The sequence below is a fragment of the Microbulbifer variabilis genome (assembly GCF_052468405.1).
The window spans coordinates 3,113,406-3,129,198 of sequence record NZ_CP174343.1; the positions used below are offsets into that span (position 1 = coordinate 3,113,406).

The following is a 15,793-nucleotide window of genomic DNA, read 5'->3' on the forward strand; positions in this document are numbered from 1 at the left end:
CTGTTTTCACAGCGACAGGTTAACGACTGGCTTCTTCTGGAGTAAGTGTCTGCATCTGTACTGCATGAAGAGTACCATCGGCAATTTTTTCATTGAGCGCTGCATAAACAAGTTGCTGCTTTTTTAGGCGACTCAAACCTTCAAAGGCACTACTGACCACAGTTACCAGCAGGTGACTGCCTTCAAAAGTGACATCGACATTACTCTCGGGAATATGACCCTCAATCAGGGCTTTGATTTCATCTGGTTGCATAGGCGGGATTTGCGTTGAGTTAGAAAACAGCACGCAAGTGTACTTGAATCGGGGAAAGCGCGCAGCTGCGCGCCCCAAGTTCGCTAACTAGCTCACCTTATCGACAACATCTTCACCAGCAGACCAGTTGGATATGACCTTGTCGATATCACCGTAGGTCTGCATGGACTGGGCAAACTGGCTGCGAAAAGTTTTGCCCAGATTGACGCCATTCAGAATGACATTAATCAACTTCCACTGTCCCGCACGATTACGTACCAGGGTATAGGATACTTTGGTGATGCCTTCTTCACTGCGCACTTCCTGTAAAACATTAACCCGATTTCCAGAGGGAAGGGTTCCAGGATTGACAACTTTCACGTCCAAATTACCAAAATTTGCCACACCACGTGCGAAGGTTGCCACCAGGTCACGACGGAATGTACTGGTGAAGCGGGAGCGTTGCGTCGCCGTGGCCTGCTTGGCATAACGCCCCATAACACCACGCGCAATAAAATCAAAATCCACCACTGGGTCCAGAACGCCCTCAACCGCACTGTAGTATCTCTGGGGGTCAGAATTAGCGTACTGAGAATTTGTCTTAATTACACCCAGCAACTTTTGGGAAACCCCCTCGATCATGTTATAGGGGTTTTGGTTGGCGTGTGCCACAGGAGCCGCGACAGAAACCACTAACGCGAAGAGTAAAAAACTAAGCCACCGGGAGAAATCGTACCGACCAGCCCAAAATGATGTATTCACAAATAATCTCCAATTAGCAAATCATTCCTTGGACGCACATGGCTTTAATAAGTGCCATGACGATGCCACTGCCCTTAAGTCCCATAGGAACCCCTGAGGCCTTGTCGATCGTCCTTTGAGTGACAGAGCTGACAGCGGCGGCGGCAGACTATACCATGGCCGCGCCCGGAGTTGTGGCGGTGTGCGAGCGTGTCATTTAATGCCCTGAGCCAATTTCTGGACTCTTACAGAGCCAGCTACCCGCTAATAATATAGATTAGCACGACAACAGCCGTGACCTGGTCAAAGCCACCGGCGCCAGAGCCTGGCAAGTGAATTTAGGCGCCATAGGCGAAGAACTACTTTGACCAATATCCCCGACAAACAAAAGTGCTTAACCAGAGGTACTCAATGACCCAAGATTTAGTGTTACAAGCAGGACGGCGTACCGTTCGCATGGAGGTGGAAGCCGTTGCTGAACTGGAAAAAAGAATCAACGGTGAGTTTCAACGCGCCTGTGAAATGATTTTACAATGCCGTGGACGCGCTATTGTTACCGGCATGGGGAAATCCGGGCATATCGGCCGTAAAATGGCGGCCACACTGGCCAGCACAGGCACCCCTAGCTTTTTCGTTCACCCAGGCGAGGCCAGCCATGGGGACCTGGGAATGATAACCCGCGACGATCTGGTAATTGCCATCTCCAATTCAGGCTCATCCGCAGAGGTGCTGACTCTGCTTCCATTGCTGAAGCGACTCAGTATTCCAATGATCAGTATGACGGGTAAAAGAGACTCCCCCCTTGCCCAAGCGGCCGACGTCAACCTGGACATTGCTGTACAAACTGAAGCCTGCCCCCTGAATCTAGCCCCCACCTCCTCAACGACTGTCACATTGGTGATGGGCGATGCCTTGGCTGTAGCCTTATTAGAAGCCAGAGGCTTTACTGCAGAAGACTTTGCGTTCTCCCACCCAGGCGGTGCCCTGGGAAGACGCCTGCTATTAAAAGTAGAAGATGTAATGCATGCAGGTGATGAGTTGCCCCAGGTACATACTGATACTTTGTTATCCCAGGCCCTATTAGAGATGACCAGTAAAGGCTTCGGAATGACAACTATTGTCGACCCCAAAGGAGAACTTCTCGGAGTTTTCACTGATGGTGACCTACGCCGTGTTATTGACCAAAAAATAGAGTTGGACATAGCCACTATGGAACAGGTGATGAGCCGCCGACCTAAAACAGTCTCAGCTGATACCCTGGCTGCTGAAGCTTTGAGGATCATGGAAGACTACAAAATCACTGCACTGGTCGTAGAAGACGAAGCACACTTCCCAATCGGCGTATTACATATGCACGATATTCTCCGCGCCGGAGTAATCTGAGATAATCAAAAGTTACTGAGCGAAAAAATATCGCCCATCACAGCATGTAAGGAATACCCGGTGATTTCTGAAAAAGAATTGAATTCTGCACTTAAAAAGGTGCGCTGGTTGGTCTTGGATGTGGACGGAGTCCTAACCGATGGCAAACTATATTTTGACAATAGTGGTAATGAGCTCAAGACATTCAATACGCTGGATGGACATGGAATTAAAATGCTGCAGAACTCTGGAGTGAGAGTAGCCATCATCACAGGCAGGCGCAGCAGCGTAGTCGAACGCCGCGCTCATGACCTAGGTATTAAAAAGCTGATCCAAGGCCGGGAAGACAAATTTGCAGCACTAAAAGAGCTACTCGCTGATGAGCCCTGTCGCCTTGAAGATATTGCGTATATCGGCGATGACTACCCGGACCTGCTGGTGATGACGCATATTGGTTGCCCTATCGCACCCCCCAATGCTGCTCCTCCTGTGAAAGACCGCGCCTTGTGGATAACCAGTTCCCGAGGTGGCGAGGGCGCTGTCCGTGAAGTCTGTGATCGCATCATGCTGTCCCAGGGTACTTTTGACGCAGCCTTAGCACCTTATATCGGAGAGCAGTGATGCGCACCTGGTTGCCACTTTTATTTGTGGTAGCGCTCATCAGCGCAGGACTCTGGTTTTCCGAAAGCCCTCCGGAGCAGTTGCTGGGAATCCGTCCAACGCCTCAACAACAGGGCCGTGCTGCCGATTTGATAATCCGCGATGCCAAAACTCGTCATTTTAATGAGGAAGGAAATCTAGCCTACCGAGTTGATGCAGAACAAATTACCTATTACCAGTTCAAGCGCCGAGACAGGGCCGAACTCACCGAGCCTCGAATGCTTTTCTTCCAGGAAGACCAGCCGAAGTGGCGCACTGAGTCCAGGCAGGGAGCAGCATACAACCGTGGTGAGCGTGTTGTTTTAAGTGGTGATGTAGAAATTGATGAACTCCCTTCTCCTGGTGGTATCAAACTGGAGACATCAAGCATCACTATTTTGCCGGATAAGGAATTCGCCGAAACAGACAAAATTGTTACTATTAGCTCCGGTCCTAACCAGACTAAAGGAAAGGGAATGCGCGCATACCTGAATGAAGACCGGGTGGAAATCCTATCCGATGTAAAGAGTAACTATGATCCCAAGTAAACTTTGCCACTACCTAGTCAAGAGTTCCGCGTTCACCATGCTTCTGATTGCGACGTCAATGGCAAACGCACTCCCCGAAGACCGCCAACAGCGCATTAATATTAGCTCGGATGCGATGAATGCGGGTTTAAGCAGCAACCTAGTGGTTTATAACAATAACGTAGTGATAACCCAAGGCTCTTTAAAGATAGAGGCGGACCGAGTAGAGGTTTATTTCACCCCGGAAAAGGAAATCAGTCGTGTTATTGCCTTAGGCAAACCTGCACGCTTCCAACAGAAAATACTGGAAGGCGAGAACCCGATAAAAGCACGGGCTCAGCGCATCGAATATGCAGTCGCCTCTGAAGAGCTACAACTTACCGGGAAGGCCTACGTAGATCGTGACGGCAACACCTTAACCGCAGAGAAAATTGACTACGACCTAACTACCGAACAAATGAGCGCCCAGGGTCAAGCTGGCAAACGGATAGAGATGATCTGGCAGCCAGAGAAAAAAGATGGAAGCCAGACTCCAAGCAACGACGGCAGCCAGTAAAGACATTACCCAGAGCCGTAAAAAGTAAAGATTTCATCTATCACCCTCTTCACCGGCGAGCGTTTGTGCTCGCAACATGGACAGATTTCGGTAAATACTATGCCAACGCTGAAGGCGTTACACCTAGCCAAGCAATACAAGAAAAGAAAAGTCGTTCAGGACGTATCCGTCAGTGTCTCTAGCGGACAGGTCGTCGGTCTCCTTGGGCCTAACGGTGCAGGTAAAACCACATGCTTCTACATGATTGCTGGCCTGGTCCAGGCTGATGCTGGTCAGGTATTGATCGATGATGAGGATATAACCCGGCTATCCATGCATGGCCGCGCCAGAAAGGGAATTGGCTACCTCCCCCAAGAAGCCTCTGTTTTTCGCCGCCTATCCGTTCGGGATAATATCCTAGCCATTCTAGAAACCCGCAAAGACTTAACCCGCGCCGAGCGCCAACAGCAAGCACAGGAGCTACTCCAGGAGTTCAATATCACACATATTGAAAACAGTCTGGGAATGGCCCTCTCTGGCGGGGAGCGCCGTCGGGTAGAAATTGCCCGCGCCCTAGCAACAAACCCCAGCTTCGTACTGCTGGACGAACCTTTCGCTGGGGTGGACCCTATTTCCGTCAATGACATCAAGGAGATAATCCGCCATTTGCGAGATCGTGGAATCGGCGTCTTAATTACCGATCACAACGTGCGAGAGACGCTGGATATCTGCGAGACTGCCTATATCGTTAGTGAGGGTCATATTATTGCAGCGGGCACTCCAGATGAGGTGCTGGCCAACCAGCAGGTACGCGAAGTCTATTTGGGACATGAATTTACCATTTAGAGACAGATCGCTACATTTGTCACCAGACATCTTGAATATTGACAAAATTAATCGCCGAAAGAGCTACTTAACAATAAGGTAGCCAATCTAACCGGCATGCTTATTGCTTGTAATACTTTTTAGGCCGGGGTAGTCTGCGCCATCTGAGGTTATTTATACCTCCATGTGATCTCAGCCTGCAGCACCCCAATATGAAGCAGTCTCTTCAACTAAAGCTCGGTACCCAGCTGACCATGACACCTCAGTTGCAACAGGCAATACGCCTATTGCAGCTTTCGACTTTGGACTTACAACAGGAAGTCCAAGCCGCCCTGGATAGCAACCCGATGCTGGAGGCTGAAACTGACGAAATAGCTTCCAGCGCAGATATCTCAGAGCTACAAGCGGAGCCTATTAACGAACAGGCCACCTCCCCTACTGAGCATACCGTAGAGGAGCGGGATCTCATCGAGAGTGACTGGAGTCAAAGCATTCCTGAAGAGCTTCCCGTAGATTCACGCTGGGATGACGTATACACCAGCCACAGCGGTAGCACCGAGAACGAAGACCCCAGTTTTGAGCGCAATACCTCTACGGACGGTCTACAGGATCACCTGCGATGGCAGCTCAACCTGACCACCCTCTCCGAGCTGGACAAATCAATCGGAGAAAATCTGATAGATGGCATAGAACCTAATGGTTTGCTATGCACACCTCTTGATGAAATTGCATACTCCCTTTCTGTTGGGGAGGATGAGGTGCTTGCTGTGCTCAGGGCTATCCAGCAATTTGAGCCTGCTGGGTGCGGAGCGCGTAATTTACAAGAGTGCCTATTACTGCAGTTACAGCAGCTCCCTGGTGAGACTCCATGGTTAAAACAGGCCCAGTGTATTATCCAGCGCCACCTTGACCTTCTCGGCAAGCGGGATTTCCGTCAGTTAAGTCGGCGCACACGTCTAAATGAAGCCCAACTGGGCGAGGTCATCCGGCTGATCCAAACCCTGAATCCTAATCCAGGTGAGAGATTCGCTGAGCAGGAAGCCACCTATGTGACCCCGGATATTATTGTTTCACGTAGGGAGCTAGGCTGGCAGGCAAACTTAAATCCGGAGATCACCCCCAGAATTCGCGTTAACAGTCACTATGCCTCCATGGTTAAGCGGGCAGACAACTCCAGAGATAACAACTTCCTGCGCGACCACTTACAGGAGGCACGTTGGTTTTTAAAAAGCCTACAGAGCCGCCACGAGACTCTGCTCAAGGTCGCCAATTGCATCGTGGAAAAACAGCAGGGATTCTTTGAAGAGGGACCTGAGGCCATGCGCCCTATGGTACTGGCGGATGTAGCTGAAGCCATTGGCATGCACGAATCTACTATTTCCAGGGTAACCACTCAAAAGTACATGCTCACTCCTCGCGGAACTTTTGAGTTGAAATACTTTTTCTCCAGTCATGTAAGCACTGATTCTGGCGAAGACGCCTCTTCCACTGCTATTCGTGCATTAATTCGCAAACTTATAAATGCGGAAACGCCTCGCAAGCCCCTTTCAGATAACAAAATCACCCAGGAACTGGATCAGCAAGGCATTAAGGTAGCGCGACGCACTGTAGCAAAATACCGGGAATCCATGGGAATTCCCTCTTCCAGTGAGCGAAAACGCCTGGTCTGATCCACAAATATGACTTTTAGACCAACTTAAGAACCTGGGTCACAAACTCGTTGGCACCACACTTCACCCCTCTGCAACCAAACTCCAAACTTTGAGTGTATCCTTCCATTCTGGGCCACTTCCTAGTAGGGTTGCGACCCGAAAGGGAGACGTGCCGGTATGTGATGCACCCGATTAGGAGAAATCCATGCAGATCAACATTAGTGGTCACCACGTCGATGTTACCTCACCAATGCGCAGCTACTGCGAAAGCAAGCTGGAGAAGCTCTCTCGGCATTACGACAATATTACTAACGCTCAGGTTATCCTATCCGTCGAAAAATTGATCCAAAAAGCAGAGGCCAGAGTACATATAAATGGTCACGACCTCTGTGCCGGCTCGGAAGACAAGGATATGTACGCGGCCATTGACGCTCTGACTGATAAGCTGGACCGCCAACTGAAGAAGCACAAAGAGAAGTTGCAGAACCACCGCTGAACTATGACACTGGAAGCTTTACTCTCTCCCCGCCTGAGCCTTTGCCATCTGGCGGGGAGTAGCAAAAAAAAATTATTGCTCAATATTGCCCAGGCTATTGCCGAACAATACCCGCAACATGACTCCGATACCATCTTCAACCAATTGATTGCCCGAGAACGCTTGGGATCAACTGGAATTGGGGAGGGGGTTGCGATCCCCCACTGCCGTCTGCCTGGTTGTGAAGAACCAATTGGCGTTCTCTGTACCATTGAGCCTGCAATTGATTTTGACGCCATCGATCGCCAGCCTGTTGATTTGTTATTTGTTCTACTAGTCCCCGAGGATGCGGAACAGCAGCATTTAGAAACTCTGGCCGAGATAGCAGCGCTATTTTCCAATAGCGTAGTAAGAGATAAGTTACGCCAGGCCAAGACCAGCGACGAACTCTACGCACTTGCCATAGATAGCGCTGCAGCCGCGTGATCCAGGTAGTGAACCAGCCCATGGGTAAACTGAAGTTAAATGCTAATGTTGATGACAACCACTCTGTCACTATCAATCACAATGCAGTTATTTTAAAAATCAGTGATACACAGACCTTAGAAAGGGGACACCCATGCGCTTGGTTATTATCAGCGGCCGTTCTGGTTCCGGAAAAAGCTCTGCCCTTCAGTTATTAGAGGACGAAGGGTTTAACTGTATTGACAACCTACCGACCAGCCTGCTACCAGAACTGGTCAAAAGGGTTCACGAGCAACCGGCAGAAGGGGATACTCAGCTGGCTCTTGGCGTCGACGCCCGAAATCTTTGGCAGGATATCAAACAGGCCCCACGGGTAATTGAATCCCTGCGTGCAAACGGCGTAAAGTGCGATGTTATTTTCCTCGACGCCCGTGAACCAGTGTTAGTTCAGCGCTTCAGTGAAACCCGGCGGAAACACCCTCTTAGCAATGACTGCACCCACCTACTAGAAGCACTCAACCAGGAAAAGGAACTACTCACACCGATCTCTGCGATGGCGGACATGGTGATAGACACCAGCAATCTCAGTTTGCACGAGCTACGTGGACTCGTGAAAAACCGGGTAGTAGGTGAAAAGTCAGAGAGCATGGCAATCCTTTTCCAATCCTTTGGCTTTAAATACGGGGTTCCCGTAGATGCGGATCTGATATTTGACTTACGCTGCCTGCCAAACCCTTACTGGGAGACAAGCCTGAGACAGAAAACCGGCCTGGACCCCGAGGTTGCCGAATACCTACAAGGCCACCCTGAAACCGGTAAAATGCAGGCGGATATCACCAGCTTCCTGAATAACTGGTTGCCCTCCTACCAAAAAAGCAATCGCAGTTATACCTGCATCTCCATTGGATGCACTGGCGGTCGCCACCGCTCTGTATATATGGTGGAGCAGTTGGCCAAGATTTTTTCAAAACAGTTTAATAACGTTCAGATCCGGCATCGTGAGCAGAAGTAACATCCAGTTAACTTAGACGCACTTATGCAAAAACAGCGCCTCACCATTATCAACAAGCTCGGTCTACACGCCCGCGCAGCCAGTAAGTTCGCCCAGACCTCTGCGCGATTCTCTGCAGATGTCAAAGTACACTGCCAGGGCAAATCAGTCGACGGAAAGAGTGTAATGGCGCTTATGCTGCTAGCCGCTGGTAAGGGAACGGAGCTTGAATTGGAGATTGAAGGCCGTGACGAAGACGATGCGGTGAGCGCTATTAGTGATTTGGTATCAGAACGCTTTGGCGAAGCCGAGTAGTTTGCAAAAATAGCCCCCTCTAGATAGAGTCCCGCCATGGGCATAAAATCGCCACTTATCCCAAGCGACCTCAGCCCGCAATCACCGCTAAGTAGTAAGGATTAGTCGTGTCCAGCCCACCTCAAGCCGAAATTAAATTCCGAGCCCAAAATCAGCTCAGCGAGCTATTTGCCGCGCTCGATAGCGGCACTGGGCAGGAAGTCCGGCGCATGCTCAAAACCCTGACCCCCCAGAGCATTGCCCAGTTACTAGAAAGCTCCCCTCCCCGCATTCGCCAGGTACTTTGGAATTTAATTGAGCGAGATGTAGAAGGTGAGGTACTCCAAGAGCTGACAGATGAGGTACGCAGCCAGATCCTCGACACCATGGATACCGAGGAGATGGTGGAGATCATGGAGGGGCTGGATGCGGATGATATCGCTGATATCCTCCAGCAACTTCCCGAGCGTGTTGTCTCGGAAGTTCTCTCCTCTATGAGCGAGACCGACCGACTGCGAGTGGAAAGTGTTCTTGCCTACGATGAGAACACCGCCGGCGGCCTGATGGATACCAATACCATCTCTGTGCGCCCTAACCTTAGCCTAGACGTGGTTCTTCGTTACCTGCGTCGCCACGAGCAACTGCCAGAATCCACAGACAGCTTATTCGTAGTAAATCGTAAGGGACAGTACATAGGGTTACTGCCACTATCAAAGCTACTGACTACAGATCCATCAGTAACAGTTCGCGAGGTTGTAAATACCGACGTAGAACCTATCCCTGCAGATATGCGCGACACCGAAGTTGCCCGACTATTTGAGAAGTACGACTGGATCACCGCGCCAGTGGTCGATGAGGATAACCGCCTGTTGGGCCGCATCACAATTGACGATATTGTGGATGTAATTCGCGAAGATGCCGATCACTCACTGATGAGTCTGGCCGGCCTTGATGAAGAAGAGGACACCTTTGCCCCGGTAAGGCGTACTGCTCGAAGGAGAGCTTTGTGGCTGGGCATAAACCTCCTAACTGCCCTGCTCGCATCCTGGGTTATCAGCTTATTCCAAAATACCTTGGAAAAAGTGGTGGCACTTGCAGTGTTAATGCCGATCGTTGCCAGTATGGGGGGCGTTGCTGGCAGCCAAACTCTCACAGTAGTCATCCGGGGCATGGCACTCGGACAGATTGGTAAAAGTAACCTGAACTGGCTACTCTCCCGCGAGCTGGGCTCAGCTGCCCTGAATGCCTTACTCTGGTCACTGGTTATGGGGGTTATTGCCGCACTCTGGTTTAGCGATATCACTATCGCCATTATCATTGTCGCAGCTATGGTAATTAACCTGCTTACCGCCGCATCGGCGGGCGCAATATTACCTGTAGCCTTGCGAGCTATGCGTATTGACCCAGCGCTGGCAGGTGGCGTAGCCCTGACTACCATCACCGATGTTGTAGGGTTTATGTCTTTCCTCGGCCTTGCCACCTGGTATTTTGGCTGAGACGTGAAATATCCCAGTGGCACAATGCCTCTGGTTAGAGCAAAATCGGGAAAGCCCCGGTTAACGTGCGGAATTTGAGATGTACGAAAACGATGATTATGAGGATGACCTGCCAAAGAGTAAAACTCAGGTCAAACAGGAAATGCACCAATTACAGGAGTTGGGCAAACAACTGACTGAGCTATCTAAGGCCCAACTTGCTGAAGTACCACTGGATGAAGATCTGCGCGATGCCATAGATACCATGGCACGAATCAAATCTAACGAGGCCCGCCGCCGCCAGATGCAATTTATCGGCAAACTTATGCGCAGTAGCGATCATGAAGCTATTGAGGCAGTTTTGCTGAAATTCAAAGAGCGGGACCAACGTCACCTGCACTTCGATAAAATGGCAGAGGATTGGCGCAAGCGCCTGCTTGAAGGTGGGAACAGTGCCCAAGGTTCTTTTTTTGATCAGTATCCGCAAGTGGATCACCAACAGTTGCGTCAGTTGGTAAGGGACTCCCAAAGAGAGGTTAAAAACAATAAGCCCCCCACAAATCAGCGTAAATTGTTCCGCTACTTACGCGACTTTTTTATGCAGGATACCTGATACCCCAGAGTAGCTGCCCGGGGTGGTATTTCTCCCGCCCCGAGTCCCTCCCAGCTTACCAAGCCACCATCCCAGAAAGACCTTTAGCAACAATCGCTAATTATTGCTTGTTTAGAGTTGCTGGCTCAAAATCTAAGGCAAGGGAGTTCAGGCAATAACGCAGTTGTGTCGGTGCCGGACCATCCTTAAATACATGCCCCAAGTGCTCCCCACATTTTGACAGCACTTCTGTACGGCGCAGGCCCCAACTAAAATCGTCTTTTAAGACTATATTTTGCGGATATGCCACATCCCAGAAACTGGGCCAGCCGGTACCTGACTTATATTTGTGCTTTGAGCTGAACACCGGCAGGCGGCAACCAGCTGTTACATAAGTCCCCTCTTCCTCGTTGTAGAGTAACTTACCAGTAAAGGCTCGCTCAGTATCCTTTTTCCACAGGACCTTGTAACGATCCTCAGGCAGAATCTGTTTCCACACCGATTTGGGAATCTGTTCCAGCCCCTTACCTTCGGAGATCCTCTCCTTGGCCTCTCCTACGGTCATCGTCTGGATACGCTGGTCATCGGCCTCGGAGCATGCCGATAATGCCACGGCTACCACCAACAGGGGGCCGAGTATTTGAGATTTCGTCATTTGCAAAACTCCATTCTCTAGCGCGTTGCCGTTATCCTAAGATTAGAGCGCCTTGAAGTGGATGCAGTTCAGAAAAATCGTGACAGCTAGCTTCCTGCACCAGTACTTATTGGCGGCGTAGATGGCCCCCCCGAGCCCACCTCCTCCACAGCCTCAACTTTATCTTTTAATGAGGCAGCTCCCTGGCGCTCGGCACCACCGCCATCAAACAGCCTTTCAAAACGCATTTGTGGATCTGCCCAGTCGCCACTGATACGATAGCTAACACTGGCCACTTTTTTCACCTGCTTTTTGAAAGCCTTACTAATTAGATATACCCCTGCAGCAGCCGGAAGTCCTCCTGCCAGTGCAGCGACCAGAGCAAGGTTATTACTTACCGGTAAAGTTGCCACTAGGGTAAGATCTAGGTCCTCGCGCAACAGATTCACCCTGCCAGCCATCTGCAGCTCACTGGTTGGCCCTTCCACTTGAATAGGCACCGCAATCAACAGCTGTCCATCCCCTTCAAAAACCACTTCCCCGCGAACCCGATCAAAGGCCATACCGCTCTTGTAAAGATCAGAGAAATCCAAACGCAAACGACGCGCCCAGGTATCGAAATTAAAAAGAGATAACAGGCGCAACACCGTAGAGCCAGCCGTACCTGTAGAGCGAAGGAAACGCCCATCCCGGATATCAATCTTAAGCTCCCCAGAGAGCAAACTGCCTTTGACCAGGGCTGGAGATCCGTCCCAGCGCAAGGCGGTATCAAAGCTGGCGGACTTGCTCTCAATAAGAGGCTCATGTCCCATTGTACGCTGGATATCAGCGAGATCATCGGCCGCCAGGCGACCAATAAACTGGGAAGAACTCTTCCCCTCGGCATCGCGCATCCACATCAACTGCGCACCAAGAGTTTCCCCACCTTTGCCGCGCCCTTCAATACGGAAACCACGCACACTACCGCGAATATCACTGACAACCAAACGCTCTTTGGAGGGGCGTACATTAAAGGACCAGCGCCCCAGCTCCTCATCACCAAGCTGCAAGCTCTCAGTGCTAAAATCAATAGCCGGCAAGACCTGGAAATCGAAATCTGCCCATGGATCAGGGGCCTCCTCAGCGAAGGGTTCCAGAGAGAAGGGGTCCTGCTGAAGCTCACTCTTTTTCTCAAGGGCAGGCAAGCGTAAATGGGCCAATTGCAACTTCAGAGGTGTCTCTCCACCCAAAGTGCCTTTCAATTCGCCTGCAGCCATCTCACTATCGAAATCCAGCTTCCAATCAGCCCCCACACCATTGCCAGTAACATGAATATGCTCAATATCAACAGCCCCCAACTGCAAGCGGTCGGTACTGAGATCCAGGCTCACTGGTAAAACTTCGGCGGAAGCTGCTATTTGATCATCGAGATTTATGGTGGTAACCGGTTTGCCAGAGTCGAATACACTCGCCGCCTGCTCCTCCAGAACCTCAACTCCAGGTTTTAGAACACCATCTCCGGCAGAAGGGGGGGCTTCACGATATACACCCAGTAACTTCTCCCAGCGGGGTAGGTCGATATTGGAAATATCACCGGTGATGGACAACCCACGCTCGGCGGGGAGCTTAGCTTCGGCATTCAGGGCGATAGAGGCACGATCAAGTTCCCCTTGTACCAGCCAGAACTGCCCCTGGAGATGTTCACCGTAGTTCAGGTGGAATAAACTGCCCTGGTCACCAATCGGCGCCCGCAGAACAAAATTGGTCTTTACTTCAGCGGGTTTACCTAAAGGTTCAGGTAAGTTGACATTGATACCCGCCAGGTTGGAGGTAAGCTCAAAAACTGCTGCATAGGGGGCTTCCTTTGCTTTGGCAGGTATAGTGATCAGGGCTTGGTAGCCCATATCGCCATCCAGCCATTTCAGCTCGGGTCGCTGGCTCCAGGTAAAAATTGACTCAATGTCGGCATTACCATCCACTACAACCTGTGTGTCCCTGGAAGCTCCCTTACCAAAGTGACGGATATGTGCGCTGACAGGTCTGCCCCAAAGTGTGCCGCTGACCCGTGTACCTGCAAGCCCTCTCTCGCTATCATAAATCACACCCCCAGACAGCTCCTGTGTCTGCAGACGAAGGTTCTTAAGCTCAAGCTCCCCATCACTTAACTGCAAATCTACATGCTGGCTGCTATTCAGGTCAGCTCCCCCCAAGGCTTGAGTCAAATTCAGCTGGCCGGCAATATTTCCCGCCAAATGCCAATCATCAAACCCACTACCCAACTGCTGACGCAGAGGGGACTCCCTGAGAAGCCGGAGGCCATCAGCTGCAGGACCGGAAAGCTGGGCCTGCACATCCAAGCGCGATCCCTTCCCGGCAAGGGGGGCAACTGCAACGAAAATATCGCTGGCATCAATGTTCCAAAGTTTGGCCTTTACCGCACCAACAGAAACAGCTCCATCATTCAGTAACAAGCGCCCATCGACATTTTTAGCTGAAGGCCATTCCTCAGCATACTTCAAGCTAGCCTCGGTAAAATCCGCTGCTAACTGTATAGTTTGGCGATTACGATGAGCCCCAAGAACCTGCAGTGACTCCTCTTTTCCATCTGCTCGATAACTACTGCCTCGATAGATAAATGCAGCACTCTCCACTCGCCCGGAATTTTTTGCACCCAGTCCTTTATTGAGCCAGTCGCGTAGATCCTTACTAACAGTCGTTGGTACCAACTGTTCCTGGGTAGTAACGGCAGCATCATGTAAAGATAGAGCCAACACTAGATCTGTCGGTCGGCTCTGAGCTTTGACAGGCAGGGATAACATAAACTGGCCATTAACTTCCCCTAAAGCACCATCAAGCCGTAGAGGACCAGACAATATGCTGATCTCGTTTGCATCCCTGTCCAGGTTCCAAGCCACAGTGCCACTGGCCTGGTCAAATGAAAAAGTATTTCGATATAAATTTGGGAAGTGTGCGGTAAAAGCTGAGCCATCTAGCTCTACCCTGCCATTTGCACCCTCAAGCTCAAGGTAACCAGTCAAATTGGTAATCGCAGGAGCCCCCCGGAATGCCTTGGCTTGTACACCCTTCAGGTTGGCCTGCAAACTGACCGCCCCCTCCGGGCTGCGCAACAGCTGGACCCGGCGCAACTCACCTCCAGGCTCCAAGGCTCGCAACCAATCATCAGCAGCCCCTTCGAGCACATCCAGGTTTTTGAGAATATCGCTCCAGCCCGCCAGATCGACAACATCGGCACTCATAGATAATCCCTGCTGATCACTGCTGACCTGCAAATTGAGTGGCGGCATCTGCAGATCCTGCCAATCGATCTGGATGTCCTGTAAAGCCAGGCGCCAACGTTCACCGGGCAGCCAATGTCCAGATAGATCGCCGGAGAAAGCCCGCAGCGGCTTCATAACATGGTCATTTGCGATAGTGGCTTCTGCACTGTCATCTAGTACGCTGTCCAGCTTCTCGACTTGGGCGAGGTCTAATTGCCCCACCAGGCGATAGCCATTTTTGGCATCGCTGTGAAGCCACAAGCGACCATCTGCCCATTTGCGCCCATGCCAGTGAAAGCGATCTGGCAGTGGAGTCAGTTCATGCAGAAGGGTAACGATATCTTCATCCAGTAACAGCTCATTGAGCTGCATATAACCACGCAGGGAGAAGCGCTTTTTATCCCGAGGGTTACCGCGCCCCTCAAGAACTAATCGCAAGGTTTCAGAATGCGTATCCTCAATCTCTCCCTCACGGGAAATAAACGCACGGGCTACGAGGCGGTGAAAATCACCCTGGTTTTCAAGTAGTATCTGCGGCAGGTTAATCTCGGCCAGCTGGTCATCGGGGAGCCGAACCGTGATTGCAGCATCCTGAATTTGGATCTTGGGGCTGAGCTGGAACAATCGCGCAGGGTCCGCTGCCTTGGGGTCGGCAACCACCCTACCATCAGGCTTCAGGGAAATATCAGGAAAGCCATCCAGGCGCCACTCTCCCTGTGCATTCCGGCTGAGGCCGGCGGCGAAAGTGTGCATTTGAAGATCTTTCCACACCAATTCGCGATTCCAAAGGCTGGCGAGCAAGTCCAGCTGGAAAAGGCCGTGCCCCATTCGCAGCTCACCATTTTCCCCCAAGCGTAAACCATCTAGCTGCAGTGCTACCTCCAGGGCTTCCCAGCGCAGGGAAATCCGGTCCATTTGCACCGTTACCCCTAGCTGCTCTGACAGCCAGCTGCTGATCTGCGGTCTGTACTCTTCGACCTGAGGGGACAACAAGCGGCCGGTCTGAACCAGGATCGCCAGGGCAATAACCAGGCTAACCGATAGCAGCCAAAACTTGCGGGCGAGCCAGCGAATCACAACCATTACCACCCTCCCCT

The 15,793-nt window shown here is 51.1% G+C and carries 16 protein-coding genes; 12 read left to right on the forward strand and 4 right to left on the reverse strand.

The window, feature by feature from the left end; genetic code table 11:
* Positions 1-19: 19 nt before the first annotated feature.
* On the reverse strand, positions 20-253 hold the full coding sequence (locus tag ACJJJB_RS14225; RefSeq protein WP_020412589.1) for a BolA family protein: 234 nt from the start codon (positions 251-253) through the stop codon (positions 20-22).
* 87 nt (positions 254-340) lie between these two features.
* Positions 341-994, reverse strand: coding sequence for an MlaC/ttg2D family ABC transporter substrate-binding protein (locus tag ACJJJB_RS14230; protein ID WP_353376024.1), 654 nt, complete (start codon positions 992-994; stop codon positions 341-343).
* A 390-nt stretch (positions 995-1,384) separates the two neighbouring features.
* Here ACJJJB_RS14230 and ACJJJB_RS14235 point away from each other — a divergent pair, with 390 nt between their 5' ends.
* The 12 genes from ACJJJB_RS14235 (at position 1,385) to yjgA (ending at position 10,826) form a co-directional block, all read left to right on the forward strand.
* Positions 1,385-2,356 (forward strand): KpsF/GutQ family sugar-phosphate isomerase, encoded by a 972-nt coding sequence (locus ACJJJB_RS14235; protein ID WP_020412587.1) that lies wholly within the window; start codon positions 1,385-1,387, stop codon positions 2,354-2,356.
* Between the two features lie 60 nt (positions 2,357-2,416).
* Positions 2,417-2,956: a KdsC family phosphatase gene (locus tag ACJJJB_RS14240; protein WP_020412586.1), complete on the forward strand. Its 540-nt coding sequence runs from the start codon at positions 2,417-2,419 to the stop codon at positions 2,954-2,956.
* Positions 2,956-3,522, forward strand: a complete 567-nt coding sequence (lptC, locus tag ACJJJB_RS14245) for an LPS export ABC transporter periplasmic protein LptC (protein WP_020412585.1) — start codon at positions 2,956-2,958, stop codon at positions 3,520-3,522. The genes ACJJJB_RS14240 and lptC overlap by 1 nt, the downstream gene beginning before the upstream one ends.
* A gap of 58 nt (positions 3,523-3,580) precedes the next feature.
* Positions 3,581-4,057, forward strand: coding sequence for a lipopolysaccharide transport periplasmic protein LptA (lptA, locus tag ACJJJB_RS14250; RefSeq protein WP_245556673.1), 477 nt, complete (start codon positions 3,581-3,583; stop codon positions 4,055-4,057).
* A gap of 99 nt (positions 4,058-4,156) precedes the next feature.
* A complete protein-coding gene (gene lptB / locus ACJJJB_RS14255) occupies positions 4,157-4,882 on the forward strand; it encodes an LPS export ABC transporter ATP-binding protein (protein ID WP_026304998.1) in 726 nt (241 codons plus the stop codon).
* A gap of 191 nt (positions 4,883-5,073) precedes the next feature.
* Positions 5,074-6,531: an RNA polymerase factor sigma-54 gene (locus tag ACJJJB_RS14260; protein ID WP_445365071.1), complete on the forward strand. Its 1,458-nt coding sequence runs from the start codon at positions 5,074-5,076 to the stop codon at positions 6,529-6,531.
* 187 nt (positions 6,532-6,718) lie between these two features.
* The gene (gene hpf / locus ACJJJB_RS14265; protein ID WP_020412581.1) at positions 6,719-7,009 is read left to right on the forward strand and encodes a ribosome hibernation-promoting factor, HPF/YfiA family; all 291 of its coding nucleotides are present in this window, start codon (positions 6,719-6,721) and stop codon (positions 7,007-7,009) included.
* A 3-nt stretch (positions 7,010-7,012) separates the two neighbouring features.
* Positions 7,013-7,474, forward strand: a complete 462-nt coding sequence (gene ptsN, locus ACJJJB_RS14270) for a PTS IIA-like nitrogen regulatory protein PtsN (protein ID WP_020412580.1) — start codon at positions 7,013-7,015, stop codon at positions 7,472-7,474.
* Positions 7,475-7,607: 133 nt separating this feature from the next.
* On the forward strand, positions 7,608-8,465 hold the full coding sequence (gene rapZ, locus ACJJJB_RS14275; RefSeq protein ID WP_020412579.1) for an RNase adapter RapZ: 858 nt from the start codon (positions 7,608-7,610) through the stop codon (positions 8,463-8,465).
* Positions 8,466-8,489: 24 nt separating this feature from the next.
* Positions 8,490-8,759 (forward strand): HPr family phosphocarrier protein, encoded by a 270-nt coding sequence (locus ACJJJB_RS14280; protein ID WP_020412578.1) that lies wholly within the window; start codon positions 8,490-8,492, stop codon positions 8,757-8,759.
* 107 nt (positions 8,760-8,866) lie between these two features.
* Complete coding sequence (mgtE, locus tag ACJJJB_RS14285) at positions 8,867-10,234, forward strand: magnesium transporter (protein WP_020412577.1); 1,368 nt, start codon at positions 8,867-8,869, stop codon at positions 10,232-10,234.
* Positions 10,235-10,313: 79 nt separating this feature from the next.
* Positions 10,314-10,826, forward strand: a complete 513-nt coding sequence (yjgA, locus tag ACJJJB_RS14290; protein WP_020412576.1) for a ribosome biogenesis factor YjgA — start codon at positions 10,314-10,316, stop codon at positions 10,824-10,826.
* Positions 10,827-10,926: 100 nt separating this feature from the next.
* Here the strand turns inward: yjgA and msrB are convergent, their stop codons facing one another.
* Together msrB and ACJJJB_RS14300 are read right to left on the reverse strand one after the other, a co-directional pair.
* Positions 10,927-11,460, reverse strand: coding sequence for a peptide-methionine (R)-S-oxide reductase MsrB (msrB, locus tag ACJJJB_RS14295; RefSeq protein ID WP_445365072.1), 534 nt, complete (start codon positions 11,458-11,460; stop codon positions 10,927-10,929).
* 86 nt (positions 11,461-11,546) lie between these two features.
* On the reverse strand, positions 11,547-15,779 hold the full coding sequence (locus ACJJJB_RS14300) for a YhdP family protein (protein WP_445365073.1): 4,233 nt from the start codon (positions 15,777-15,779) through the stop codon (positions 11,547-11,549).
* Positions 15,780-15,793: the final 14 nt, after the last annotated feature.

Excerpts from the sequence above, each read along its gene's own strand:
- ACJJJB_RS14225 (WP_020412589.1), bottom strand. The coding sequence starts at position 253 with ATGCAACCAGATGAAATCAAAGCCCTGATTGAGGGTCATATTCCCGAG.
- ACJJJB_RS14235 (WP_020412587.1), top strand. The coding sequence starts at position 1,385 with ATGACCCAAGATTTAGTGTTACAAGCAGGACGGCGTACCGTTCGCATG.
- lptC (WP_020412585.1), top strand. The coding sequence starts at position 2,956 with ATGCGCACCTGGTTGCCACTTTTATTTGTGGTAGCGCTCATCAGCGCA.
- lptA (WP_245556673.1), top strand. The coding sequence starts at position 3,581 with ATGGCAAACGCACTCCCCGAAGACCGCCAACAGCGCATTAATATTAGC.
- lptB (WP_026304998.1), top strand. The coding sequence starts at position 4,157 with ATGCCAACGCTGAAGGCGTTACACCTAGCCAAGCAATACAAGAAAAGA.
- ACJJJB_RS14260 (WP_445365071.1), top strand. The coding sequence starts at position 5,074 with ATGAAGCAGTCTCTTCAACTAAAGCTCGGTACCCAGCTGACCATGACA.
- hpf (WP_020412581.1), top strand. The coding sequence starts at position 6,719 with ATGCAGATCAACATTAGTGGTCACCACGTCGATGTTACCTCACCAATG.
- ptsN (WP_020412580.1), top strand. The coding sequence starts at position 7,013 with ATGACACTGGAAGCTTTACTCTCTCCCCGCCTGAGCCTTTGCCATCTG.
- rapZ (WP_020412579.1), top strand. The coding sequence starts at position 7,608 with ATGCGCTTGGTTATTATCAGCGGCCGTTCTGGTTCCGGAAAAAGCTCT.
- ACJJJB_RS14280 (WP_020412578.1), top strand. The coding sequence starts at position 8,490 with ATGCAAAAACAGCGCCTCACCATTATCAACAAGCTCGGTCTACACGCC.
- yjgA (WP_020412576.1), top strand. The coding sequence starts at position 10,314 with ATGTACGAAAACGATGATTATGAGGATGACCTGCCAAAGAGTAAAACT.
- msrB (WP_445365072.1), bottom strand. The coding sequence starts at position 11,460 with ATGACGAAATCTCAAATACTCGGCCCCCTGTTGGTGGTAGCCGTGGCA.
- ACJJJB_RS14300 (WP_445365073.1), bottom strand. The coding sequence starts at position 15,779 with ATGGTTGTGATTCGCTGGCTCGCCCGCAAGTTTTGGCTGCTATCGGTT.